Below are 24520 nucleotides of genomic sequence, written 5' to 3'. Positions count from 1 at the left end.
CCCGTCTTTCCTTTTACATATAGGAATATATTTGATTATTCCAGAACAATTTCAACAGCAGTATTGATTTCAGGCAGCGCAGCAAGCTGCACAAGCACATCTTTTGGAACAGCCTTATCTACGGTCAGAATCATGATTGCTGCACCACCAATAATTTTACGTCCAACCTGCATGGATGCGATGTTGACATCGTTTTGTCCAAGCAGGGTTCCTACACGTCCGATAATACCTGGTTTATCGTTGTGAGAGATCAAAATTTGATGACTTTCCGGTGCGATATCTACCGGGAATTTGTCCAGACGAACAATACGCTCTCCATAACCTGCAAGTAATGTACCTGCTACACGACGTTCCTCAGCATCCTGAGTTGTAACCAATGTTACGGTAATCAGGTTAGTGAATCCTTTGGTTGCTGAGGTTTGGCTTACAACCACATTCAGATCACGGATTTTGGCCAGATGCATGGAGTTAACGATGTTGGCTTCGCCACCCAAATGTCTGGCGAGAATCCCTTTCACAATGTAACGTGTGAGAGGAGAAGTATCTACTTCAGAAAGTTCACCAGCATAGTCGATACGAATCTCCTGCACTGCATTTTGTGTAATCTGTGCTGCAAAACTACCCAACGTTTCACCCAGTTTGAAATACGGCTGCAATTTGTTCATCACGGTTGGTGCAACAGCCGGCATGTTAACTGCGTTTTTAAACGGTTCGTTACGCAAAATGTGAAGCACCTGTTCCGACACATCGATAGCCACGTTCTCTTGTGCTTCTACTGTGGACGCACCAAGGTGAGGCGTAACGATAATGCTAGGGTGATTCAGGAACGGGTGATCAGCGGCTGGCGGCTCGCTTTCGAATACGTCAAATGCTGCACCAGCAACAATACCTTGATCGATGGCTTCGACAAGTGCCATCTCATCTACAACTCCACCACGAGCACAGTTGATGATACGCATGCCTTTTTTCATCACTTCGAATTGTGGACGTGAAATCATATGCCGTGTTTCCGGTGTTAATGGCGTGTGTACGGTCATGAAGTCCGCATTGCGAATGATATCATCTACACTAGCCAACTTCACTTGCAGCTTCTCGGCACGCTCCTCCGTGAGGAACGGGTCGTAAGCAAGAATGTCCATTCCGAATGCTTTGGCGCGCTTGGCAACTTCACTACCGATCCGTCCCATACCCAGTACACCGAGCGTTTTATTTCTTAATTCCACACCCAGGAAGGTTTTACGATCCCACGTACCCTGAATAGTCTTGGCATATGCCTGAGGAATGTGTCGTGCCAATGCCATCATCATGGCAAACGTATGCTCACAGGTTGTGATGGTATTGCCATCAGGTGCATTAATAACGATGATACCGCGCTGTGTAGCAGCTTCCAGATCAATGTTATCTACACCAACACCTGCACGTCCGATCACCTTAAGGTTGGTACCAGCCGTCATAATACGATCTGTAACACGAGTCTGGCTGCGAACCAAGAGGGCATCATAATCACCAATAATGGCAACAAGTTCATCTTCACTAAGACCGGTTTTCTTCTCAACAACAACATCATTTGCATCCACCAGTTGCTGGATACCCAGATCACTGATTGGGTCCGACACTAACACTTTGTACATGGTTTCTTCCTCCTTAGGTATGTGTATCTATATCGTCAAGGTCTGACCTCAGCGAAGAGGTATTCCTTAAAACCAGATTGATTCTTCCGCCCAACAACGCGGTGTCGCAACAGAGGGGGAAGGTGAAACAAATAGAGTGATCCCACAGATAACCTTTAAAATAAATCAAAAAACTCTCAATCCACATACTGCTTGCGCAATAAGGGACGAGAGTTGTCGTGGTACCACCCTAATTCACCGCCGTTTCGCAACGACAGTCTTAGCGGTCAATGAAGACCGAAGAGGATAACGGGTCTAAACCGATTGCACCTACTCCAATTTCAATGCAATAACTCAGGAGCGCTCAAGACCATTTGCCTGCCACCGATTCACACCTACCATCGGCTCTCTGTAAGACGAAGCAACGTCTTTTTTCCATCATCGTGTTTAACGTGACTAATTTTTTCATAATGTATCATGGCTGACATGAGCATGTCAATAGGCTTAAATGTTTTAAATTGTTTTGCAGATGTTTTGCGGTTCATACATAAACAAAGCCATTATAAGCAATACAATAGTTACTGAACATACTACAAGAAGATGAAATATGTGCTGTTTGATGAATCGGATTTTACTGCTTTAATGAAGTAATGACACGGACACAAAACCAGGACTTGGGGCAGGCCTTGAACCTATTTGGTTTTTTGGCTATCATTTAGTATACTATCCGATTGGACAACGTAATTGTTATCCATCAAATTTAACTCAAGAGGACAGACGCATCCGATGAAAAAATTCAAGTTTCCCAAGTTCAAGATTCAGAAGGCTGAGCCACAGCAGCTTACCGAGCGTTTGCTTTTAATCAATCTATACTTTACACAAGGTCTGACACTGATTATCGGAGTTGTGTGGATCTTATTGCAGAAACGAAACTTGTTAGATGTACTCGCATGGCCTGACAATTACCAATTTATATGGTGGGGTCTTGGTCTTGCAGGCGTTATGCTTGTTATGGACTTGGTACTGTCGTATGTTATACCTCAGGAAAGCATGGATGACGGTGGAATTAACGAGATGTTGTTCCGTGGGCGTCCGATCTGGCACATTGTATGTATAGCAGCCATTGTTGCTGTGTGTGAGGAATTATTATTCCGTGGAGCCATCCAACATGCCATCGGTCCTTACTGGACAAGTATTTTATTTGCAGTTATCCATATTCGTTATTTGCGCCACTGGATTCCAACAGGCTGGGTGTTTGTCTCAAGTTATGGATTGGGTTGGATTTACTTGCAGTCCGGCACATTATGGGCGCCTATACTATGTCACTTTATTATTGATTTGGTGTCCGGATTAGCGATACGTTTTCGGAGGGGATCATGAATCAGCCATTAAGTAGAATGAAGACATATGGCAGTCAGCGCCATCGTCAATCGGATAAAAAAGAGAAATCCGAGCGTCAGGTGGCTTCTCAAGTAAGCATCGTTGCTGAAACGGCAGCAGCTGCTGAGGTTGGCGGAATCACACCAATTACTTCCGTTTCTTTACCTAGATCACAGCGCAAGCCTTATACAGAAAAACTGGAAAGTCCAGTACTTCCTCAAAGGGCACCATCACGCTCCAAAAAAACGCCAAATTCAACGGAAGAATCGATCCCCGAAGCGGGTTCGCTTCCTACACGGACAGAATTACATCCTTCACGTCGGCTAAAATTGAGCAAAAGGTTTGTCAATTCACTCATTTTTATTTTTGTCATGTTAACGATTAGTCTGGTTTGGTGGGGGGTTGAAGGGGCACCACCTCTGAATACGTTCCTTCCCTTGCCGTGGTAGTACTGTTAATCGCAGGTTTAATCATTTTGATAGGAGTTTTACTACTTTTTCATATGTGGAGTGAAGCCCATATTCATCAAATGATTGAAGAAGAGGTTGAAGTACCTCATCTGCCAACATCCTTTGACGGGGCTATGATTTTGTATGTATCCGACACGCACAAGCGCAAACTGAAGCAGAAGGATCTGGAATACGTTAAAAACAAGGTGGACTGGGTTCTGATCGGCGGGGATGTTGCGGAAAAAGGAATCTCATGGTCTTTGGTTAGACATAACATGAAAATTTTATCGAACATTGCTCCTTCATTTACGGTGTATGGCAACCATGACAAGAGGGCAGGTACCGCTCAACTTGCGCGAATCCTTCGGGAATCGGACGTTAAGCTCCTTCAGGATGATGTGGAATATCTACAAAGGGGCAACGACAGATTGAGCCTGATCGGCATAGACTATCGTTCCAAACAGGGCGATGTATTACTACAGCAGATCGGTAACCGTTTTTGCAAAATTGCTATCGTTCATGATCCTTTGCAGGCCCTTCGCTTGCAAGAAAATGCAGATCTTATTTTAAGCGGTCATACACATGGCGGACAATTGGTTTTACCATTTTTCGGACCTTTGTTCCTGAGCAAAGCGTATCGTCCCGTATCGAACGGGTGGTACTCCCTGAAGCGAAGTCCGGAGGACGTTCACCAAGAAGGCAAAATGCTTGTTAGCAGAGGATACGGTACAAATCATCTTCCTCTCCGACTAGGTTGTCCTGCGGAGATGCATATCATCACGTTAAGAGTGCCCGCGGAAAAAGCACTCACAGAGAAACAGCCTTGATCCATTGGATCAAGGCTGTTTTATTTTAATGTGCAAAATTACAATTTAACGAGCTTCCAATTCAATTGCACGGGGATCAACAAAGGAATAACCTTTCTTTTCGAGCTTGGTCAGCAACTCATCCAATGCTTCAACCGTCCATGGCAACTCGTGCATCAAAATATTGCTTCCGGGATTTAACTGGTCTAATACATTTTGAATGACTTTTTCCGGTTTGTCTTTGGTGCTCTTATCCCAATCGAGCGAACCATTAGACCAAGTCATATACAACATGCCATTTTTCTTCACAGCAGCCTTCAGTGCATCATTTCCCGAACCAAAAGGTGGACGGAAGAATTGCGGTTCCTCACCAATGGTATACTTCACTATTTTTTGGACATCTGTAACCTGTTTTGCCGCCTCAGCGTTGGACATTTTTTGGAGATCCTCGTGATCCCAGGCATGATTGCCTACAATCTGACCCCGTTCATGTATGAGTTTGAGCAATTCCGGATGGCTTTTTACCCGATATCCATTGACGAAAAATATCGCTTTAGCGTTATGTTTATCTAAAGTGTCGATCAGTGAAGTAATCATTTTTTCTTCTTTGGGTCCATCATCAAAAGTTAACAAGACCACTTTGTTTGGGCTCGCTTCATCGTTTGGTTTAATATAATAATTTTCATTCATATGATACGTCTTTTCCACGTTCTCTTCTGTAGAAACCTTCTCCGAAGTTTCAGGTTCTTCTTCTGTCGCAGTTGAATCTTCCGTTGAAGGCTCGGGCACACCAGTTCCGGGTTCTTCTGTTTCAGTTGGGTTAGAGTTACCTTGCTCTTCTTGAACCGTGGTAGTCGATTCGCCCGCTTGTGCGGAATTATCAGATGTTTTTTCTTCCGCTGTCCCACAAGCTGACAGCAGCAAACTTGCAGCAATGATCAATGCGGCGGTATGTCTGAACATGATTTCAACTCGCTTTCCTGTATTTATACGGAATGAGATCGCTCACTCCCGCAAACACTAAACATGATTTTAACACTTGAAGGAGGTTGGTGTAATGAAGACGTCATCCTTTTTTTGGGGTCTTGTCATTGGTGTTGCAGCCAGTTCATGGCTGTCCAAAGGCAAATTGCCCATGATGTCATCGGGTTCATCAAGAAATATGATGGATCAGGCAAAACATAAGATGATGGAAATGACTTTCCCGGGTATGGACGGGTTCACAAGCAAGCAAAATCAACATGGTGAATCTCACAAAAATCCGGCAGCAAAGACCGCAAGAGCAATTACACCGCAGGAAAAAGAAGCGAATATGAGCATGCTCAAAGATTTTATTCGCACCAATCCCGATGTGAAGCATGAAGTTGAGCAAATTTTAAGTCAAACAAACACAACAGTACCGGGTTTATAAACCAAAACCTCCAATTAGAATCATCCACAGTCTGGATTGGCTGTGGAATGATTCTTTTTTTGTCGATTTTACTTCGTGCATTTAGAGGTATAAAATGATAACATAACTACATAGATTTATTTTCAGCACATATTGTTTTGTGCTTCATAATCTGTTATAAGACTTGCTTATAAAGGGGAGATCCTGTATGAAAATAGAACGACTAAGTCACGATAAGATACGGATTTTCCTGACCTTTGACGATCTGAGCGAGCGCGGAATACAAAAAGAAGATATGTGGCAGGAAATACCTAAGGTTCATGAACTGTTCACTGAAATGATGGACCAGGCCTATTCCGAACTTGGATTTGATGCCACAGGTCCACTTGCTGTCGAAGTATTCGCACTTCCCGCTCAAGGGATGGTTGTCATTGTCACACGTGGAAAATATGATCCGCAACAATATGGTTCAGGTCATGAAGATGATCTTCCTGAAGAAGTATATGAAATGGAAGTTACACTCGAGCAAAGCGATTCCATCGTTTATGCATTCAAGGACTTTGAAGTGCTCATTGAAGCTGCACATATGTTGCGTCAGCATGTTACGGATGCTGGGAGACTTTATTCTTATAAAGACAAGTGGTTCTTGCATTTTGAGCCAGATGAGGTAGATTCCACCAAACATGCGGCATTGATTGCTTTGCTTGCTGAATTTGGTGAAGGCTCCTCAATGACTCCGGCAGTTATGGAAGAGTATGGTAAGGTTGTTATTCCTGCACAAGCGATTGATGTTATCTGCACCCACTTCAAACGCCAGGATTAATCTCTAGTTGTAATCGCGTCTTTAGTCAGAGGAGGGAATTTCGGTGCTTTTGTTTTCGGTCTTAGCGGCAGCAGTTGCTCCGGGTCTCGCCTTGTTAACATACTTTTACCTGAAAGACCGTTATGATTACGAGCCACTTCATATGGTATTGCGGGTTTTCCTCATGGGGATTCTGATGGTACTGCCTGTGATGATCATTCAGCGTGGCATGATGATGTGGCTCGGGGATAATCCTTATCTTGAGGCCATTCTGATCTCAGGTGGTGTGGAAGAATTCGTCAAATGGTTCGTACTTTATCATATCATCTATAATCACACCGAATTTGATGAACCGTATGATGGGATCTTATATGCAGTTGCTGTTTCACTTGGATTTGCCACTGTTGAGAATGTGTTGTATGCCTTTGCGGGGAATGCATCCGTCTCAGCCATGTTCCTTCGGGCACTGCTCCCTGTTTCAGGGCACGCTATGTTCGCGGTAATCATGGGTTATTACATGGGGAAAGCTAAGTTTATCGGTGGTAAGAAAAAGCGGTGGTACCTGGTTCTTTCTCTGGTGTTACCTTTTTTCTGGCATGCATTGTACGATGTCATCATGAACACCATGGTGAATCATTGGTTGTGGTTTATAGCGCCGCTAATGGCGGGCCTGTGGTATGGGGCAATGGGTAAAATCACACGAGCTAATAACCGTTCTCCTTTTCGTTTTGTGAAGCGGGAGGAAGAGGTTAAATTATAAAAATACGGACACACTGGTGGACATAAAGCGCATATTGCGCCTATGGCTCCGGTGTGTTTTTATTTTTACGGATAAACTCCCGGGGAATGACCAACAGAAACGGAGATCGTTGTGATGAGAATTAAAATTAAAATCAGATGCAAACAATGCGGTGAACGATTTACATTACGAGGCAAGAAAGAGCGGGGCCGGATTGAGACGGGATTCAAGCAGTGCCTTTGTGATAACAGAGATCAGTTCGAAATTGAAGAAGAGGGCATGGCAACTGGGGTCCAGCTCAATTAAAAGGAGAACCCAAACGATACTTTAGCAGCCTGCTTGTGTAAGGACTGGAAATCGCATGCATAAGAGATCTTTCTTCGATCCACAATAGAGGTAGTGGTTTAGAAGAAAGGAGACTCTACCGATGTATAAACGTTTAAGCTCAGTTATGTTTCCGATATTTGCGGTTCTGCTGGTCGGTGCGCTCGTGTGGGGCTATCAGGAGAATCAGGAGAAGAATGCAATTCTGATCAAGGCAGAGAACCAATATCAGCGTGCCTTTCACGATTTATCTTTTCATATGGACAAATTGCATTCGGAGATTGGTAACACCTTGGCGGTTCACTCTACTTCACAGGGGATGCATCGCAAAGGTTTGATGAATGTATGGCGACTCACCAGTGAAGCGCAGAATGAGATTAACCAACTGCCACTCACGATGCTGCCATTTAACGAGACAGAGGAGTTTCTCTCACGTATTTCCAACTTTGCCTACCGGGCGTCGATGCGTGACTTGACGAACGAACCGCTAAGTGAGAAGGAAATGGGCAACCTGAAAAAGCTGTATCAGAATTCATCCGAGATTACCAAGAATCTGCAGGATGTGCAGCAGAAAGTCCTGACGGACCGATTGCGCTGGATGGATGCGGAGACTGCCATGGCAACGCAAGAGCAAACCATGGACAATACGATCGTTGATGGATTTCGTACGGTGAACAAAAAGGTACAGGAATACCCGGAGCTTGATTGGGGTCCTTCCGTATCCAATATCTATGCCAAACGATCAGTCAAGAAACTGGACGGCTTGCCGGTGACCAAAGAACAGATTCAGAGCAAGGCTGCAAAATTCTCTGATGCGGATAGTAGCAAAATCCAAGTGCAGGAGAACGGTAAAGGGACAGACTGGGAGTCGTATACTGCCACGATTGATCATGCCAAGAATGGCAAACTGATGATGGATTTCACGCGTAATGGCGGAATGCTGATCTCTTACAGTGATACGCGTCCAATCGGAACCAAAAAAGTATCTCGTCAGAATGCCATGGCTAAAGCAGATCAATTTCTAATGAACAAAGGTTATAAGGATATGAAGGCTGTAAACTACGATGAATATGGTAACCTGGGTAACCTTACTTATGTGCGTAAGCAAGGGGACACGTTGATCTATCCCGAGAAAATGTCAGTTCGTGTAGGTTTGGATACAGGCGAAGTTACCGGCTTCCAGGCGAGTGACTTTGTCTACGAACATAATGACAAGCGCAAAATTCCGAAAGCAACTCTTACAGAGCAACAGGCGCGGAAAAAGCTTAATTCGGAGTTCGAAGAAAATTATGTTCGCAGATCCCTGATTGAGAATGATTACAGCAAAGAAGTATTGTGTTATGAATTCGGAGGGAAAATTAACGGTTCCCGTTACCGGATATACATTAATGCGAATACAGGATTAGAAGAAGCGGTTGAAGAGATCAAACCGGTCAATGCAACCTCATAAAAAGATGGATAATCTCAGTTTGAAGTTGAGCGATTAACTGCGGCAGACCACAATGTGGTCTGTTTTTTTCTTGTTCAATGTGAGAAAGGTCATGGTATAATAGTCCTTGTACATACGAAGATAAATACATAAAGTGGCGGTGAACAGCTTGTTTCCTAAAATAAATGAAATTTTATACATCCAGATTGCTTCTGCAGATGAAAAAGAGGAACACAAAGAGTACAAATCACGCATTGCAGATATGGATGACAGCGGTTTTCTGATTGAGGTCCCGATGCAACAAGGAACCAGCCGTCTGAAAAGGCTCTTTTTCGGAGAGGAATTGTCCATTTCATATATTACGGAGGATGGGGTCCGGCATTATTTTAATACCTATGTCACGGGATTTGAGGAAGATGTGGTCCGTCTTGTCCGTATCCGCAAACCGCTACCTAGCGATATATCCAAAATACAACGGCGCAGCTTTCTTCGTGTTCATGCAAACCTCGAATTGGCCATCCAGAGTGAAGATCTGACCCGTGCCGTCGGATTGACTGAAGATATTGGTGGCGGTGGATTGTCCATCTACGGCGAAACAGGTTTTTCAATAGCTGAAGGTCAAAAACTGAAATGCTGGTTGCTGGTTCCCTACCGGAATTCAACCATTGAACATGTGAATTTTGAAGCTGAAGTTGTGCGGATCAAAACCCTGGAAACCGGCAGACAGCTGTGCATGCTGAAATTTGTGCAGATTTCAGATTCGGAGCGCCAAAAAATTATCAAGTTTTGTTTCGAACGGCAACTTGACTATCGCACGAAATAGGAATGTTGTGGCATAAAGAGAGGGAACTGCGGGTACCGTAATGAAAAAAACGGAGGTATTGCCTTGAATCATCGTCATGCAACCCGCAGATATGAACGACTTTATTATGTTTTCTCCAGGCGAATGGAACGAAAGGTTACGATTCTGATTACAGCCCTTCTAATCCTGCTTGTGGTATATCAATTGCTGCTGTTGGTGCCCGACTTCAAAAAGAATTTGACCACCATTGGCCGCTTGGAAGGAACTCCAATTGAAGTGCAAACGATGAATGATTACAAACGTCGTTGATTTGTCTGTTTTTGCATCCAAGTGTAGAGTGTGGTATAATTTTCACGATGCAGGCAATGCCTGTTTTTTTATTGAGGTTTATCGTTTGAGGAGGAATGCCCCGTTGGCAAGCCAGAACACATCAGAGAACGGGAAAATGAACGTTGCAATTGACGGACCTGCCGGTGCCGGGAAAAGCACGGTGGCCCGATTGGTTGCAGAGGCGCTCGCGTATGTATACGTCGACACAGGCGCAATGTACCGTGCGGTAACCTTGCACATGCTTCGGAATGATATTGCGCCGGAAGAAGTGACACAGGTACTTCAGGAAGCCCAAAAGCTGGTCATTGATTTACAACCGGATCCCGACGGACAGAAAGTGTTCTGTAATGGGGAAGAAGTAACCTCGGAAATCCGCTCCCGTGAAGTGACGGGAATCGTGTCCCGATATGCGCAAATCGAGGGGCTGCGTACGCAATTAGTGGATACTCAGCGGCAAATGGCTTTGCGCAAGGGCGTCGTCATGGATGGACGCGATATCGGAACGACAGTATTGCCCGATGCGGAAGTGAAAATCTTCATGACTGCCAGTGTCGAAGAGCGTGCACTTCGCCGCTTCAAAGAACTGGACCCCTCTGAAGGACTGACGTTGCAACAGCTGGAGCGAGACATTGCCACCCGTGACAGATTGGATGAGAATCGGGAAATTTCCCCATTGCGTTGTGCTGAGGATGCTATCGTCCTTGATACAACGGAGATGAACATCCATGAAGTGGTTGACAAAATCGTATCTTATTGCACAATGGTCAGAGGAGAGATCGGTCTATGATTTACACATTTTGCAGCACATTACTGCGGATCATTTATACCATTCTTTTCCGCTTGGAGGCCGTTGGACGGGAGAATATTCCGAAAGAAGGCGGCGTACTTTTATGTTCCAATCATATTAGTAACTTCGATCCTCCAACCGTTGGTATCAAAATTCGCCGTCAGGTGCGTTTCATGGCCAAAAGCGAATTGTTTGAAATTCCGGTACTCGGCCGAATTATTAAAGCCGTGGGCGCTTTCCCCGTTAAACGTGGAGGTGTCAGCAAGGAATCCATCAAAACCTCACTCAATATTTTGCGTGATGGTCAAGTGCTTGGAATCTTCCCCTCGGGAAGCCGTCACAATGATGGAGGTATCGGCAAAAAAGGGGCAGCGAGTTTTGCTCTCCGCAGTGGCGCTACAGTTATTCCTACTGCTATTATCGGTAACTACAAAGTTTTTCGTAAGATGAAAGTTGTATATGGAGCACCAGTAAGTTTGGACGAGTTCAAGGAAGACCCATCTGGAGAAGCTCTGGAGAAGGCGACTGAAAAGATTATGTCCAAGATTAACGAAATGGTGCAAACGGGCGTGCCAAGCAAGTAGTGGCTTCGTCGGTAGCTGAGTGCATGTTTCCATATTTTTGAGGGAGACTAAAGCTTGAGCACTCAGTGATGAAAGTGTTTTGAACTCTGCTACAGGCAGGTTTGAATATAATGGGGTTTTTGAATTGAGGAGGGTATTTGACATGTCGGAAGAAATGAAAAATCAAGAAGCAACCCAAGATGAGTTGGATCAATTCGTTTCCTTGAAAAAAGGAGATACCGTAAAAGGAACCATCGTCAAATTGGAAGATAACCAAGCCTATGTGAGCATTGGATATAAATATGACGGTGTCATTCCAATTCGTGAACTGTCTTCATTACATGTTGACAGCGCGTCTGACGCAGTAGAAGTTGGACAAGAAGTTGAAGCTAAAGTTCTTAGCATCGACGACGAGAAAGAAAAACTCGTTCTGTCCAAACGTGCAATCGACAGCGAAAACGCATGGGATCAATTGCAAAAGCATTTTGAAGACCAAGACGTATTCGAAGTTGTTGTAGGTGATGTTGTTAAAGGCGGTCTGGTAGCAGACGTGGGCGTACGTGGATTTATCCCGGCTTCCATGGTTGAACGCCATTTCGTTGAAGACTTCAGCGACTACAAAGGACGCACACTGCGTGTTAAAGTGAAAGAGATCGACCGTGAGAACAACAAAGTGATCCTTTCCCAAAAAGACGTACTGGAGCAAGAATTCGAAGCAAACAAAGCTACAGTAATGGCTGGTTTGCAAGAAGGTCAAGTGATCGAAGGTACAGTACAACGTTTGACTCAATTCGGTGCATTCGTTGATGTGGGCGGAGTTGACGGTTTGGTTCACGTATCCGAGCTGGCTTGGACACACGTTGAAAAACCATCCGACGTTCTGTCTGAAGGTGACAAAGTTAGTGTGAAAGTGCTGAAAGTTGACCCTGAAAAAGGCAAAATCAGCCTGAGCATGAAAGCTGTTCAACCAGGTCCTTGGGAAACAGCAAGCGAAAAGTTCAATTCCAGCGATATCGTAACAGGTGTTGTAAAACGTCTGGTTGACTTCGGTGCATTTGTTGAAATCGCTCCTGGTGTTGAGGGACTTGTGCATATTTCGCAAATCTCCCACAAACACATCGGCACTCCTCATGAAGTGCTGAAAGAAGGACAGGAAGTTCAAGTTAAAATCTTGGACATGAACCCTTCTGAGCAACGTGTAAGCTTGAGCATCAAAGAAACAGAAGAAGCTCCAGCTCAACCACAAAAATCAGAAAGACCTGCAAGAAACAACGCTCCGCGTGAAGAAATCAACAATCCAAACGTTTCCTTGAACAATCAAGGTATGAGCACTACGCTCGGCGAACTGTTTGGTGACAAACTCAGCAAATTCAAATAAGTTAACAATGCATGGTTCTAAGTTATATACTGCATATTTTGCTGAATAACAAAAGCAAGATCGGCGAGCCCCAGGCGGGTTCGCCGATTGTTTTTATTGCGATTAATTTGGCATGAAACGTTAGCCAAGACATATCTTTTTTGCTATGATGAGTATCGTAAGTATGGACAGGAGGAGTGGAATGTATGGCAAGACCCGTTGTGGCAATTGTCGGACGACCGAACGTGGGTAAATCCACCATTTTCAATCGGATCATCGGCGACAGACTGGCCATTGTGGAAGACAAGCCGGGCATTACCCGTGACCGCATATATGGAATCGGTGAATGGAACGGTAAACCATTTAGTATTATTGATACAGGTGGTATCGAAATTGATGGTGAAGATGTAATTTTAAAATCGATTCGGATGCAAGCAGAGCTCGCTATTGAAGAAGCGGATGTTATTGTATTCATGTGTGATGCAAAAGCAGGTATTACACAATCGGATGAAGAGGTAGCAGAGATGCTCTACCGCTCAGGCAAGCCTATTGTTGTAGCCGTTAACAAAGTGGATAATATCGGACGAAGTGAGCTCATTTATGAGTTTTATGGATTTGGTTTCGGTGATCCCATCGGCGTATCCGGAAGTCACGGTACAGGTGTAGGTGATTTGCTTGATGCAATTGTGGAGAAGTTGCCAGAACTTGAGGAAGAGACTTACGATGAAGATGTTATTCGTGTAGCTCTGATCGGACGTCCTAATGTGGGTAAATCTTCACTGGTGAACGCTATTCTGGGAGAAGAGCGTGTCATTGTAAGTGATGTGGCTGGAACGACTCGGGATGCAATTGATACACCTTTTGAAAAAGACGGCCAACGTTACGTGCTGATTGATACAGCAGGTATGCGTAAGCGTGGTAAAGTATATGAAACAACTGAGAAATACAGTGTAATGCGTGCCATGCGTGCGATTGAGCGTGCAGATGTTGTTCTGATTGTCATTAATGGTGAAGAAGGCATTATTGAACAGGACAAGCATATTGCAGGATATGCATTTGAAGCTGGTAAAGCGTCATTGTTTGTTGTGAACAAATGGGACGTGGTAGAGAAGCATGACAAAACGATGAAAGAGTTTGAGAGAAAAATTCGGGATCACTTCCTGTTTATGACTTATGCTCCGGTTGTATTCTTGTCAGCCCTCACAAAACAACGCTTACAAAAACTGTTGCCGGTTGTGCAACGTGTAGCAGAGCAACACTCGTTACGTGTGCAGACACATCTGCTTAACGATGTGGTATCTGATGCGGTTGCGATTAATCCTCCGCCAACGGATAAAGGTCGGAGAATGAGAATTAACTATGTGACTCAGGTTGCAGTTAAACCGCCGACCATGGTTATTTTTGTGAACGACCCTGAGTTGATGCACTTCTCTTACGAGCGCTATCTGGAGAATAAAATCCGTGCGGCGTTTGATTTCGAAGGAACACCAATTCGCATATTTACTCGGAAGAAGTCCGACGAAAGTTAGGGGAGAAGTGTGTGATTTTACAAATCGCAGCGATTGTACTGAGTTATCTGCTCGGTTCGATCAGCTTTAGTGTCCTCCTTGCCAAAGCGATACGGGGGATCGATATTCGTCAGCACGGAAGCGGAAACGCGGGAGCTACCAATACATTGCGTATTTTGGGTAAAGGACCGGCAATTGCTGTTCTGTTACTTGATGTACTTAAGGGTGTTGCAGCTGTATGGATTGGAATCTGGCTGAGTGACGGTTCTGCCTGGATTCCTGCACTCAGTGGTATAGCAGCCATTGCAGGACATAACTGGCCGCTTTACTTCCATTTTCGTGGAGGAAAAGGCATTGCGACAGCCATTGGTGTTCTGGTGAGTCTTGCTTTCCTACCTGCGTTATGTGCTGGGGTGATCGCCATTCTGTCTATTGTATTGACACGCTATGTTTCATTGGGGTCTCTGATTTTTGTAGCATTTACACCCATCTTTATCATGGTATTACCCGGATATTCAATGAATATCTTCTGGGGGAGTCTGATTATTTGTCTGTTTGCGTTCTGGAGACATCGTACCAATATTGCGAAGCTCGCCAAAGGACAGGAAAATAAATTGGGATCGAAAAACCCTGGAGGGGGTAAACGAGTTGTCTAAAAAAGTTGCTGTTCTGGTCGCTGGGAGCTGGGGAACAGCTCTGGCCAGTGTACTCGCCGCCAATCAGTTGAATGTGATGATGTGGACACGTGGTGAAGACCAAGCTAACGAAATTAATAACAAGCACACCAATACTCGCTATCTTCCGGATGCGGAGCTTTCAACACGGATTCAAGCAACAACTGATATGAAAGCTGCGGTGGAAGGCGCTATAGCTGTGTTAATTGTTGCGCCTTCATCAGCCATGCGTGCAGTTACGAACCAGCTTAAGGCTTATTACAAGCCTGAGATGTTAGTCATTCATGCAACCAAAGGTTTCGAGACAGAAAGCCTGAAACGGATGTCCGCAGTCATTTCAGAAGAGCTTGAATGTGAAGAAGGACGTGTGGTTGTTCTTTCTGGCCCAAGCCATGCGGAAGAAGTGGTAAAACGTTGTCCAACGACAGTGGTTGTAGCTTCACTGGATAAGGCATCTGCCGAGTCTGCCCAAGCTTTGTTTATGAATGCTTATTTCCGGGTTTACACGAATCGGGATATGATCGGTGTTGAGCTGGCGGGTGCATTCAAAAATATCATTGCTCTTGGTGCAGGTATGTCGGATGGTCTTCAATTTGGTGATAATGCCAAAGCCGCGTTGTTAACACGCGGTTTGGCAGAGATCACACGTATTGGTGTTGAGATGGGAGCGAATCCGCTAACGTTTTCGGGACTTGCTGGAATCGGGGATCTGGTTGTAACGGCTACAAGTCAGCACAGTCGAAACTGGAGAGCAGGTTCCATGTTGGGCCAGGGACAGAAGCTGGATGATGTTCTGAAGTCCATGGGCATGGTGGTAGAAGGCATTCGAACTACGCAAGCTGCCTATTTCATCTCGCAAAAATACGGTGTGCAAATGCCGATTGCGGATCAGTTGTATCACGTTTTATTCCAAGAGAGACAGCCGCGTGATGCGGTTGAAGCCTTGATGGGACGTGACCCGAAGACTGAAATGGAAGTCATGAAACTTGAAACCTGGGAGCAATGGCATTCCTGATTGTAATCAGCCTAAACGTACCTTGTGAAATAAGAAGCTTATTCACCTTTTCTGTAGCAGACTCATACTATACACATGAGTATTGCCGGAGGAGGGGAGACGAATGGGTAACAACATTTCCAAAGATGCACTGAATGCAATCAACAAGAAAACGGGTAAAACGATAACGGAAGGTGCCGTTAAGAAATTGGCAAGCACGGTGAAACCAACGACGATTCAGAATGAAGCTCAGTTGCGCCAATTGATCAAACAAGTATCCGCCATGGCGAAAGTTCCGGTATCTGAGGATACGGTTAAGGATATTGTGAGTGCGGTCAAGAAAAGCGGATTGAATCCGAGCAGTATGGAATCGTTAATGAAAATGATGATGAAAAAATAATAGATCACACCTGCATGCGCAGGTGATCCAGTAAGACAAAAAGACGAGTCGGCTTCTGCCGGCTTGCTTTTTTGTCTTTTTTTTGGAAAGTTGAGCTGAATTTCGTGTTATAATGGTTGCAATTGTCACAGTGTCAGTGATGAATATCGGACTGAAGGGGAGACTGCTGGATTATGAGCGCAATGGACAAGATGTGGCTGTCATTGGTGGCCATCCTCATTATGGGACTATCTGTATTCCTGATTACGTTTGCTCGTGCCAAAACAAAAGGGATTGTACGGGGGATTCTTTCTTTGATTGCATTTTTGATTATGCTGATTGGCTTTTTCGGTGGAATCGCTTCTCTGACCTGATTTCCCATGCCTGAAAGATAACATCCGCATAAGCACATCATAAGAACTGACACAATGAACACGGATGAGGGGAGTGTGAGCCTATGGGGCCGCATGATACGGAGGGTCGGACAGAGCGTTATCCGGAATTACACGCGGCTTTGCTGGAAACGGCCAAAGCCTGGAACACACAGCCACAGACATGGTTACTTGGAGGAAGTTGTGGGTTGCTGCTTCAAGGGGTGGAGTTGCAACAAGCTCCAAGAGATATTGATATCTATGCGGATGTTGCTGCTGCTAAAGAACTTCACCGTAGCGCTCCGGGGGAAATGCTTGACGAGCCTACAGTGGACAAGACAGGACCGTATGCTTCTCTGCTGAGCCACTATCAAGTGGGTGAATGTGCGCTGGAATTGGTTGGTGGTTTCGAAATATGGGCTCGCAAAAGTTGGTACCGTATCGAGATTGAACATGTACTTGCTCCACATGCACCAGTAGCACAAGTAGGTTCATACACCCTGCGACTGATGCCGCTTGCGCATGAGCTGTTGTTTAATCTGCTGCGAGGTCGTGAAGATCGTTATGTACCCATTGCGACACAGATACGTCAGCAACCACATGCACATCAACCTATAATGATGCTGTTAAGTCAACAGAATGTATGGACAGCCCGCTTCAGAGCCGAAGTGGAAGAGCTTGTTGGCTTTGCATGGCCCCAGTAGGTTGAGGGAGGAAAATGATGGATTATAAGATAACTTTTTTACCTATGAACAAATCGATAGCGCTCAAACCAGGGGCAACACTTCTGCATGCAGCACGACGTGCTGGAGTCAAGATTACGACCCGATGTGATGGTAAAGCGGCTTGCCTGATGTGCAAAGTCAACGTGGATGAAGAACATCGGGCGGAACTGTATCCACCAACAGATGCAGAAAAGCGCAAGCTGGGTTCACTGTTGGAAGCAGGTACACGACTGTCCTGTCAGGCCAAGGTGTGTGGATCTCTATCGGTTCATGTTCCAGAGGACCCGCTGAAGGCAGCTATTCGGAAACAACTGGAACGTCAACAACAGGAAGACGACTGGTTCTGAGCGTTATAACATTGATTCTCTAATGAGTTATTCAAGGAGGACACGAATGATTAGGAACAAGCCAAAATGTGTGGAAAGAAGCGGACGGCAGCGTCTGAAACATCAGACGGGTGGTCTGCTGTTATTCCTGTTGTTTGCTTTTACAGCAAGTGGTTGTATGTATCCATCCCAGAGCAATTCGGACCCTAAGATAGCCTATCGGGAAAGCGTGAGCCGTATCCAGAGTGCGGTCGAGGCATTCCAGCAAGATGAGGGGATTTTGCCAATCATCAATGCAGATATGGAAACGCCCAAATATGAAAAGTTCAGAGTGGATCTGCCCAAGTTGAAACAACTGGGGTATCTGGATGAAATACCAGGAACCGCTTTTGAAAGTGGTGGGAGCGCTTACTTCCTTATTCAGGACGAAGAAGTGAATCCGACCGTTAAAGTTATGGATCTTCTGACTGTACAGAAAGTAAACGAGGTGCAACGAATGGTTAATCAATATAAGTCCGTACATAACAATAAGCTGCCAAGCGGGGAAGAACTGTATCCGGGGTTATATGCTGTGGATATGGAGCAGGCTGCACAGGCGGGCACACCTTCCATTACGCTGAATAGTGTATATTCAGGTCAGGCGTTACCTTTTATGATGGATGACGAAGGCAAAGTCTATGTAGATTATGCTTTTGACATCATGCAGGCAGTGGAAAAGTCTGACGTGTCTCCAGCAGAGACTGAAGATGTCCGGGATTTTCTGGTGGAACACTCCTACTTCGTACCTGTAAAATCTGTTTCCTACGCTTGGCAGAACAATGCACCGGTTGCACAGCCAATAAAATAAGCATGGTTGCAATTCAACTGATCTAGCTGTATGACTACCATGGCTCTAATGGTTCAAAAAGAGATATTCCAAATAAGGGATATCTCTTTTTTCTTTTGTTAGTATCAGCAATAACCGTCATAAAAGCTTCACGGATCACATAAAGTAGATTGAAATAAAGACGCGCAGTCCGAGATCGGGGGATTTTCCTAATGTCATCACCATAAGATAAAAAAAACAAAAATACGCGTCATATTGCCGCATACGGATACATAAGATGATACTAGTCCAATTGCATGTACGAGTTAACGCCGCTCTCGCCGGTTTCATCAGAATGCAACGTTCGGCGGCGGACGACTTCCGGGCACTCACAAAGGCGGCTCTACCGTTGCAGGGATTTCAGTCTTCTGATTGAAAAAACGAAGCGGATGCTCTTTAGCATTTTTCCTTCGGAGTAATTTAGGGAGGGGATTTCATTGGAGAAAGTGGACATTTTTAAGGACATAGCTGAGCGGACCGGAGGGGATATTTATCTCGGGGTTGTCGGCGCAGTCCGGACGGGAAAATCAACATTTATCAAACGATTCATGGAAACCATTGTATTGCCAAACATCACAAACGAGGCAGATCGTGGTCGAGCGGTGGATGAACTTCCACAGAGCGCAGCGGGTAAAACCATCATGACTACCGAACCGAAATTCGTACCTAATAACGCAGTCCAGATCAAGGTGGCAGAAGGGCTCGATGTCAATGTGCGCCTTGTGGATTGTGTAGGTTACGCGGTGGAAGGAGCCAAGGGATACGAGGATGAGAATGGTCCACGCATGATCTCCACGCCTTGGTTCGAGGAGCCTATTCCATTCCAGGAAGCCGCCGAGATTGGTACTCGCAAAGTCATTCAGGAGCATTCTACACTGGGTGTTGTGGTAACAACAGACGGCACAATCGCCGAAATTGCCCGCAGCTCCTATGTGGAATCCGAAGAACGGGTCATTGCGGAATTAAAAGAAGTGGGTAAACCGTTTGTCCTGGTCATCAACTCCACTCGTCCTCGCAGTGAAGAAGCCCTGCAATTGCGTAGTGAGCTTGCTGCCAAATACGACATTCCGGTGATGACACTCAGTGCAGCCACGATGACGGAAGATGATGTGACGGGTGTACTTCGTGAAGTGCTCTATGAGTTCCCTGTGCATGAAGTGAATGTAAACTTGCCGAGTTGGGTTATGGTGCTCAACGAGACTCACTGGCTGCGTAGCAACTACGAAAATTCCGTACGGGATACCGTCAAGGATATTCGCAGACTTCGCGACGTGGATCGGGTTGTCGCTCAGTTCATGGAATATGAATTCATTGATCGCGCAGGCCTGAGTGGCATGAATATGGGGCAGGGTGTAGCCGAAATTGACCTGTACGCGCCGGATGAACTGTATGATCAGATTCTCGTGGAAGTGGTTGGCATCGAGATTCGCGGTAAGGATCATCTGCTGCAGTTGATGCAGGAATTCTCGCATGCGAAGAGAGAATACGACCGCTTCGCAGAAGCGCTGGAGATGGTCAAAACGACCGGATACGGCATTGCTGCGCCATCTCTCGCCGAGATGGCTCTGGATGAACCTGAGCTCATTCGTCAGGGCACCAAATTTGGCGTACGCCTAAAAGCAACGGCACCGTCCATTCATATGATCCGGGTTGATGTGGAATCGGAGTTCGCTCCAATCATCGGTACGGAGAAACAAAGTGAGGAACTTGTGAGATACCTGATGCAGGACTTCGAGAACGATCCAATCAAGGTATGGGATTCAGACATGTTTGGTCGTTCGCTGCACTCCATTGTGCGGGAAGGTATTCAGGGCAAGATTGCCATGATGCCGGATAATGCAAGATACAAATTGCAAGAAACGCTGGGAAGAATCATTAACGAAGGTTCAGGTGGCTTGATCGCCATCATTCTGTAAGACATCAAAAGACCGTAAGGGGGCATCCCCTCGCGGTCTTTTTTATATGATTTCTTTATTTTGGATGAAATGGATAGGAAGAATAGTACTTTCGAAAAAACTTAGCGAGTTTTAGCTTTAAATTGCTAAAACCCATTTACATACTAGGGATTAGCCGTTATATTAATATTCAACTATTGTGATCGAGATCACAGAGAGTGGACAGGGGGAGACAGAGATGAAAAGAAAAGAGACAAAATGGGTATGGTTGAGTGTGTTATTAGTATTTACATTGGCGCTGTCCGCTTGCGGAATTAAAAAAGAACCGGCAGCAACTCCGGCTTCGGGTGCATCAGATGATACACCAAAAACGGAAGCAGTTACAGGCCCTCTAAGCGGCAAGCGGATTGCACTTATTATGGAGTTTAATACAGGTACTTTCTCGCAGCAATATGTACAGGGTGTAAAAGAAGAAATCGAAAAATTCGGTGGAGAACTGACAACGTTTGTTGCCGATAATGACAAAGCAAAGATGGTATCCTTGCTTGATAGCGCTATTAACCAGAAATTTGATGCCATTCTCACGGATCACGGTGATTCCCTATTAGAGCCAGGTGTGAAGAAGGCAGTAGAACTGAATATTCCAGTGGTCGTGTTTGACGCAGCTATCAGTGTTCCAGGAGCCACAGTCCTGTCGCAGGATGACCAGAAGATGGCTGAACTGACGCTGGAGCAAATGAAAAAAGATATCAATGGACAAGGTAATATTGTAAAAGTATGGGTAGCTGGTTTTGCACCGATGGAACGCCGTCAGATTGCATACGGTGAATTCATGAAAGCAAATCCGGACATCAAGGAAATAGCTACATTCGGTTCTGCACAGAACCCGGCGCTGGATACTCAAGCCAAAATGGAAGCTATTCTCAAGCAATATCCAAAAGGTGAGATTACAGCTGTATGGACTGCATGGGATGAGTTCGCCAAAGGTGCAGCGCGTGCGATTCAACAAGCTGGTCGTGATGAGATCAAAGTGTATGGTATTGATATGAGTGACGAGGATCTGCAAATGATTCAGGACCCGAAAAATCCTTGGGTTGCTTCCGCGGCTGTTGATCCAACGGATATTGGTCGCGTCCAAGTACGTTATGCTTATCAGAAACTGAACGGGGACGAGACAGAAGATGCAGTTGTTCTTAACCCGGTCTATGTTCAACGTGAAGCTCTGCCAGATAAACAAATCTCCACTTCAGAGCTGTCAGAGTTCGTTGAAGGCTGGGGTGGCAGCACACAAGGAATCAAGGACTGGATGAGCGAATACGGAATTACTGCTAAATAAGCAGCGTATGGGAAGCGCGCCGCAAGGCGCGCTTTTTCAACCATAATGAAGATATGTGTGGTCTGGATGAATAAAGGGATGCTCCCGGAAGGGAACGATTGGAGGTTAACATCATGAGCACTGCACCGATTCTGCTTCAAATGGAACATATCCACAAGCAGTTTTCAGGTATTCCTGCACTGAAGGATGTGGATTTCTCTGTAAAAGGCGGGGAAATTCACGCGCTGCTGGGTGCCAATGGTGCCGGTAAAAGCACGTTAATGAAAATTCTGTCCGGTGCCTATCCATTGGATCAGGGTACGATTCAGTTGAGTGGACAAGCGCTTCACTTAAGTTCTCCGGGAGACGCGAAGGCAAGTGGGATTCACTGTGTCTATCAGGAAGTGGATGCTGCACTGGTGCCACAGCTGACGGCTGCGGAGAACATTATGTTGGATCAGTTGGCTTCATCTGCTGGAGGTTGGTGGAAGAGTCCACGAAAACTGCAACAGCACTCGATTGAAGCGTTGAAGCAATTAGGGGCGGACATATCCGTTCACCAAAAAGTGGCCGATCTGACACTTGCAGAAAAACAGATGATACTGCTGGCACGGATTTTGATTCAGGATGCCAAAGTCATCATTTTTGATGAACCGACTGCACCGCTGAGTCAGGAAGAAACGGATGCATTTTTCAGGATTGTTCATCTCCTGAAGGATCGGGGCGTAGCCTGTATTTTCATTACCCATCGTCTTGCTGAAGTGACGGGTCACTGTGATCGCGTTACGGTTATGAGAGATGGGCAACACGTATTTACTGGTGAAGCAAAGGGACTTACGATCAACGATTTGGTTACACAGATGTTAGGTAAACCATTCGAAGAAGAATTTCCAAAGACGGAAGCACCCGTGGGGGAACTGCTGTTGGAGGCACGTGGGCTTCGTCGTGGAGTGAAGGTCAAAGGTGTTAACCTCTCTGTACGCCGAGGTGAAGTCCTCGCTGTGGTGGGTCTGGTAGGCGCGGGTAAAACGGAAAGCTCTCGTTTGCTGATTGGTGCAGATCGGCTGGAGGGAGGCGAGATCCGGCTTAACAACCGTAATCTCCGTCTGTCTCAGCCTGCGGATGCGGCGGCGCTGGGGATTGTTTCTGTACCGGAGGAGCGACGTAAACAAGGAATCCTGATCCAGGAGAACGTGGAACGAAATTTAAGCCTGCCTTTGCTAAGCCGTCTCAGTACATTAGGTTTCGTAAGCCGCAAGCGGGAGCGTCAGAATGCGGAGTCATTGGTGAAACAGCTCGGAATCAAGACTTCGTCCGTGAAGCAGGAAGTAAAATATTTAAGCGGTGGTAACCAGCAGAAGGTAGCCATAGGTAAATGGCTTAATGCGGATGCAGATGTATTTATATTTGATGAACCAACCAAAGGCGTAGATATTGGGGCGAAAAGTGACATTTTCCGCATCATCAATGAACTGGCTTTGGCGGGCAAGGGTGTAATCTATTTCACCTGTGAACTGGATGAAGGCATGGGAATTGGTGACCGAATCGCTGTCATGTGCGAGGGTGTTATTGTAAAAGAGTTCAAACGAGGCGAGACTAACCAAGAACAGCTGCTATACTATGCAAGCGGTGGACAAGAGGTGCAATCATGAAGGATAAATCACTGGATTTTGCGTTCCGTTACGGGGCGATTATAGTCATCATAGGTGTTATCGCATTTTTTGGCATTAAATTGCCTTATTTCTTTACGTACAGTAACTTAACCGATATTTTGGGCTCGATCTCTATCGTTACGTTTGTAGCGATCGGTGTTACGTTATCTCTCATTGTTGATGGATTTGATCTCTCGGTAGGGGCGACTGTCTCATTGACCACCGTCGTTACTGCTTCGTTAATGATCTGGTATCAACAACCACTGGCAATTGTCATTATTGTGCCACTAATCATTGGCGCTGTTATTGGTTTACTGAACGCGTTGCTCATTGTAAAATTGCGTATTCCGGATTTGCTCGCAACCCTTGCCACGATGTACATCATCGGAGGTATTCACAAAACGTATGCACAGGGATATACCATTTACAATCACATGCAGTTCCCTGATGGGAGCAAAGCTGCGGGAGAGATGGACCCGACATTCCTGCTTATAGGGCAGGGAAAATGGCTTGGTATGCCTATATCGGTTATCATGCTACTTATTGCCGTAATAGGTGTGCATATCTTTTTGACGTATACGAAATATGGTCGCCAGATGTATATTACAGGCGGTAATGAGGAAGCTGCACGTTTGTCCGGAATCAAGGTGAAAAAGGTGCGTACACTCGCCTATGTAGCCGCTGGAGTGTTTGCAGCAATCGGGGGTATCATCTATGCTTCCAAAGTAGGATCTGGTCAAATTGATGCGGGATCGCCGTTGTTAATGGAATCCGTAGCTGCAGTGTTTGTTGGCTTCTCTGTGTTTGGTGCGGGTAAACCCAATGTCATCGGAACCTTCATTGGTTCGGTTCTGATTGGTGTACTTGTGAACGGTTTAACGATGATGAACGTACAGTATTTCACACATGATATTGTAAAAGGTGGGGTTCTGGTGCTTGCCCTGGCGGTTACATTTTACGTCTTAAACCGCAACCGGACTTGAAATTGTGGGCTGTCTGTATTAGTATGAAATTTGTTCGGCGTCTGAAATGCCCGTGGTTTCAGACG

At 45.5% G+C, this 24520-nt stretch carries 27 protein-coding genes and 1 other annotated feature; of the genes, 25 read left to right on the top strand and 2 right to left on the bottom strand.

Annotation, left to right across the window (positions count from 1 at the left end; all coding sequences use genetic code 11):
• Positions 1-35 precede the first annotated feature (35 nt).
• Positions 36-1631, bottom strand: a complete 1596-nt coding sequence (gene serA, locus V6669_RS19270; RefSeq protein WP_076209897.1) for a phosphoglycerate dehydrogenase — start codon at positions 1629-1631, stop codon at positions 36-38.
• A gap of 199 nt (positions 1632-1830) precedes the next feature.
• Positions 1831-2061: a binding site (T-box leader), on the bottom strand.
• A gap of 335 nt (positions 2062-2396) precedes the next feature.
• Between serA and V6669_RS19265 the strand changes: the two genes are divergently transcribed.
• Genes V6669_RS19265 through V6669_RS19255 form a run of 3 tightly spaced genes read left to right on the top strand, consistent with a single transcriptional unit; the run spans position 2397 to position 4266 of the window.
• Complete coding sequence (locus tag V6669_RS19265) at positions 2397-2990, top strand: type II CAAX endopeptidase family protein (RefSeq protein ID WP_338587620.1); 594 nt, start codon at positions 2397-2399, stop codon at positions 2988-2990.
• Positions 2987-3439: a hypothetical protein gene (locus V6669_RS19260; protein ID WP_338587619.1), complete on the top strand. Its 453-nt coding sequence runs from the start codon at positions 2987-2989 to the stop codon at positions 3437-3439. The genes V6669_RS19265 and V6669_RS19260 overlap by 4 nt, the downstream gene beginning before the upstream one ends.
• A 26-nt stretch (positions 3440-3465) precedes the next feature.
• Entirely contained in the window at positions 3466-4266 is an 801-nt protein-coding gene (locus V6669_RS19255; RefSeq protein WP_338587618.1) for a metallophosphoesterase, read from the top strand.
• 45 nt (positions 4267-4311) lie between these two features.
• On the opposite strand, the gene V6669_RS19250 is transcribed toward V6669_RS19255, so the two are convergent.
• Positions 4312-5208: a polysaccharide deacetylase family protein gene (locus V6669_RS19250; RefSeq protein ID WP_338587616.1), complete on the bottom strand. Its 897-nt coding sequence runs from the start codon at positions 5206-5208 to the stop codon at positions 4312-4314.
• A gap of 94 nt (positions 5209-5302) precedes the next feature.
• Here V6669_RS19250 and V6669_RS19245 point away from each other — a divergent pair, with 94 nt between their 5' ends.
• The 22 genes from V6669_RS19245 (at position 5303) to V6669_RS19140 (ending at position 24455) form a co-directional block, all read left to right on the top strand.
• A complete protein-coding gene (locus V6669_RS19245) occupies positions 5303-5656 on the top strand; it encodes a hypothetical protein (RefSeq protein ID WP_338587614.1) in 354 nt (117 codons plus the stop codon).
• Positions 5657-5843: 187 nt separating this feature from the next.
• Positions 5844-6458 carry a genetic competence negative regulator gene (locus V6669_RS19240; protein WP_338587613.1) on the top strand — a complete coding sequence of 205 codons (615 nt, stop codon included), beginning with the start codon at positions 5844-5846 and terminating at the stop codon, positions 6456-6458.
• Between the two features lie 43 nt (positions 6459-6501).
• Positions 6502-7197: a glutamic-type intramembrane protease PrsW gene (gene prsW / locus V6669_RS19235; protein WP_062835211.1), complete on the top strand. Its 696-nt coding sequence runs from the start codon at positions 6502-6504 to the stop codon at positions 7195-7197.
• Positions 7198-7311: 114 nt separating this feature from the next.
• On the top strand, positions 7312-7482 hold the full coding sequence (locus V6669_RS19230) for a hypothetical protein (RefSeq protein ID WP_167350887.1): 171 nt from the start codon (positions 7312-7314) through the stop codon (positions 7480-7482).
• A gap of 121 nt (positions 7483-7603) precedes the next feature.
• The gene (gene ypeB / locus V6669_RS19225; protein WP_338587611.1) at positions 7604-8950 is read left to right on the top strand and encodes a germination protein YpeB; all 1347 of its coding nucleotides are present in this window, start codon (positions 7604-7606) and stop codon (positions 8948-8950) included.
• A gap of 148 nt (positions 8951-9098) precedes the next feature.
• On the top strand, positions 9099-9752 hold the full coding sequence (locus V6669_RS19220) for a flagellar brake domain-containing protein (RefSeq protein ID WP_338587610.1): 654 nt from the start codon (positions 9099-9101) through the stop codon (positions 9750-9752).
• Positions 9753-9815: 63 nt separating this feature from the next.
• On the top strand, positions 9816-10040 hold the full coding sequence (locus V6669_RS19215) for a hypothetical protein (RefSeq protein WP_338587609.1): 225 nt from the start codon (positions 9816-9818) through the stop codon (positions 10038-10040).
• Between the two features lie 103 nt (positions 10041-10143).
• Complete coding sequence (gene cmk, locus V6669_RS19210) at positions 10144-10848, top strand: (d)CMP kinase (RefSeq protein WP_315936052.1); 705 nt, start codon at positions 10144-10146, stop codon at positions 10846-10848.
• Positions 10845-11432, top strand: a complete 588-nt coding sequence (locus V6669_RS19205; protein ID WP_091018056.1) for a lysophospholipid acyltransferase family protein — start codon at positions 10845-10847, stop codon at positions 11430-11432. The genes cmk and V6669_RS19205 overlap by 4 nt, the downstream gene beginning before the upstream one ends.
• A gap of 142 nt (positions 11433-11574) precedes the next feature.
• Complete coding sequence (rpsA, locus tag V6669_RS19200; protein WP_062835205.1) at positions 11575-12789, top strand: 30S ribosomal protein S1; 1215 nt, start codon at positions 11575-11577, stop codon at positions 12787-12789.
• Between the two features lie 185 nt (positions 12790-12974).
• A complete protein-coding gene (gene der, locus V6669_RS19195) occupies positions 12975-14297 on the top strand; it encodes a ribosome biogenesis GTPase Der (RefSeq protein WP_076209907.1) in 1323 nt (440 codons plus the stop codon).
• A gap of 11 nt (positions 14298-14308) precedes the next feature.
• Complete coding sequence (gene plsY / locus V6669_RS19190; protein ID WP_253501402.1) at positions 14309-14932, top strand: glycerol-3-phosphate 1-O-acyltransferase PlsY; 624 nt, start codon at positions 14309-14311, stop codon at positions 14930-14932.
• Positions 14925-15965, top strand: a complete 1041-nt coding sequence (locus V6669_RS19185) for an NAD(P)H-dependent glycerol-3-phosphate dehydrogenase (RefSeq protein ID WP_338587607.1) — start codon at positions 14925-14927, stop codon at positions 15963-15965. Before plsY ends, V6669_RS19185 begins: the two co-directional genes overlap by 8 nt.
• A gap of 103 nt (positions 15966-16068) precedes the next feature.
• Positions 16069-16344 carry a stage VI sporulation protein F gene (locus V6669_RS19180; RefSeq protein WP_017687687.1) on the top strand — a complete coding sequence of 92 codons (276 nt, stop codon included), beginning with the start codon at positions 16069-16071 and terminating at the stop codon, positions 16342-16344.
• Between the two features lie 173 nt (positions 16345-16517).
• Entirely contained in the window at positions 16518-16697 is a 180-nt protein-coding gene (locus V6669_RS19175) for a DUF2768 family protein (protein ID WP_017687688.1), read from the top strand.
• 83 nt (positions 16698-16780) lie between these two features.
• Positions 16781-17398 (top strand): hypothetical protein, encoded by a 618-nt coding sequence (locus V6669_RS19170; protein ID WP_338587605.1) that lies wholly within the window; start codon positions 16781-16783, stop codon positions 17396-17398.
• Positions 17399-17415: 17 nt separating this feature from the next.
• Complete coding sequence (locus tag V6669_RS19165; protein WP_091028919.1) at positions 17416-17766, top strand: 2Fe-2S iron-sulfur cluster-binding protein; 351 nt, start codon at positions 17416-17418, stop codon at positions 17764-17766.
• A gap of 46 nt (positions 17767-17812) precedes the next feature.
• Positions 17813-18592 carry a hypothetical protein gene (locus V6669_RS19160; protein WP_338587604.1) on the top strand — a complete coding sequence of 260 codons (780 nt, stop codon included), beginning with the start codon at positions 17813-17815 and terminating at the stop codon, positions 18590-18592.
• Between the two features lie 455 nt (positions 18593-19047).
• The gene (gene spoIVA, locus V6669_RS19155) at positions 19048-20526 is read left to right on the top strand and encodes a stage IV sporulation protein A (protein WP_036607700.1); all 1479 of its coding nucleotides are present in this window, start codon (positions 19048-19050) and stop codon (positions 20524-20526) included.
• Between the two features lie 217 nt (positions 20527-20743).
• Positions 20744-21841, top strand: a complete 1098-nt coding sequence (locus V6669_RS19150; RefSeq protein WP_133385344.1) for a sugar ABC transporter substrate-binding protein — start codon at positions 20744-20746, stop codon at positions 21839-21841.
• Between the two features lie 113 nt (positions 21842-21954).
• The gene (locus V6669_RS19145) at positions 21955-23472 is read left to right on the top strand and encodes a sugar ABC transporter ATP-binding protein (protein ID WP_338587600.1); all 1518 of its coding nucleotides are present in this window, start codon (positions 21955-21957) and stop codon (positions 23470-23472) included.
• On the top strand, positions 23469-24455 hold the full coding sequence (locus V6669_RS19140; RefSeq protein WP_017687695.1) for an ABC transporter permease: 987 nt from the start codon (positions 23469-23471) through the stop codon (positions 24453-24455). Before V6669_RS19145 ends, V6669_RS19140 begins: the two co-directional genes overlap by 4 nt.
• Positions 24456-24520 lie beyond the last annotated feature (65 nt).

Source organism: Paenibacillus sp. Y5S-9 (assembly GCF_036894235.1).
Classification (GTDB): domain Bacteria; phylum Bacillota; class Bacilli; order Paenibacillales; family Paenibacillaceae; genus Paenibacillus.
The sequence above is the reverse complement of the archived record's forward strand: the minus strand, read 5'-3'. Positions and strand labels throughout refer to the sequence as shown.

Coding starts and splice junctions, on each gene's coding strand:
- serA (WP_076209897.1), bottom strand. CDS start 1,631: ATGTACAAAGTGTTAGTGTCGGACCCAATCAGTGATCTGGGTATCCAG.
- V6669_RS19245 (WP_338587614.1), top strand. CDS start 5,303: ATGAAGACGTCATCCTTTTTTTGGGGTCTTGTCATTGGTGTTGCAGCC.
- V6669_RS19205 (WP_091018056.1), top strand. CDS start 10,845: ATGATTTACACATTTTGCAGCACATTACTGCGGATCATTTATACCATT.
- V6669_RS19240 (WP_338587613.1), top strand. CDS start 5,844: ATGAAAATAGAACGACTAAGTCACGATAAGATACGGATTTTCCTGACC.
- ypeB (WP_338587611.1), top strand. CDS start 7,604: ATGTATAAACGTTTAAGCTCAGTTATGTTTCCGATATTTGCGGTTCTG.
- rpsA (WP_062835205.1), top strand. CDS start 11,575: ATGTCGGAAGAAATGAAAAATCAAGAAGCAACCCAAGATGAGTTGGAT.
- V6669_RS19265 (WP_338587620.1), top strand. CDS start 2,397: ATGAAAAAATTCAAGTTTCCCAAGTTCAAGATTCAGAAGGCTGAGCCA.
- V6669_RS19180 (WP_017687687.1), top strand. CDS start 16,069: ATGGGTAACAACATTTCCAAAGATGCACTGAATGCAATCAACAAGAAA.
- der (WP_076209907.1), top strand. CDS start 12,975: ATGGCAAGACCCGTTGTGGCAATTGTCGGACGACCGAACGTGGGTAAA.
- V6669_RS19160 (WP_338587604.1), top strand. CDS start 17,813: ATGATTAGGAACAAGCCAAAATGTGTGGAAAGAAGCGGACGGCAGCGT.
- V6669_RS19260 (WP_338587619.1), top strand. CDS start 2,987: ATGAATCAGCCATTAAGTAGAATGAAGACATATGGCAGTCAGCGCCAT.
- V6669_RS19140 (WP_017687695.1), top strand. CDS start 23,469: ATGAAGGATAAATCACTGGATTTTGCGTTCCGTTACGGGGCGATTATA.
- V6669_RS19165 (WP_091028919.1), top strand. CDS start 17,416: ATGGATTATAAGATAACTTTTTTACCTATGAACAAATCGATAGCGCTC.
- V6669_RS19145 (WP_338587600.1), top strand. CDS start 21,955: ATGAGCACTGCACCGATTCTGCTTCAAATGGAACATATCCACAAGCAG.
- V6669_RS19150 (WP_133385344.1), top strand. CDS start 20,744: ATGAAAAGAAAAGAGACAAAATGGGTATGGTTGAGTGTGTTATTAGTA.
- V6669_RS19230 (WP_167350887.1), top strand. CDS start 7,312: ATGAGAATTAAAATTAAAATCAGATGCAAACAATGCGGTGAACGATTT.
- V6669_RS19175 (WP_017687688.1), top strand. CDS start 16,518: ATGAGCGCAATGGACAAGATGTGGCTGTCATTGGTGGCCATCCTCATT.
- V6669_RS19250 (WP_338587616.1), bottom strand. CDS start 5,208: ATGTTCAGACATACCGCCGCATTGATCATTGCTGCAAGTTTGCTGCTG.
- V6669_RS19170 (WP_338587605.1), top strand. CDS start 16,781: ATGGGGCCGCATGATACGGAGGGTCGGACAGAGCGTTATCCGGAATTA.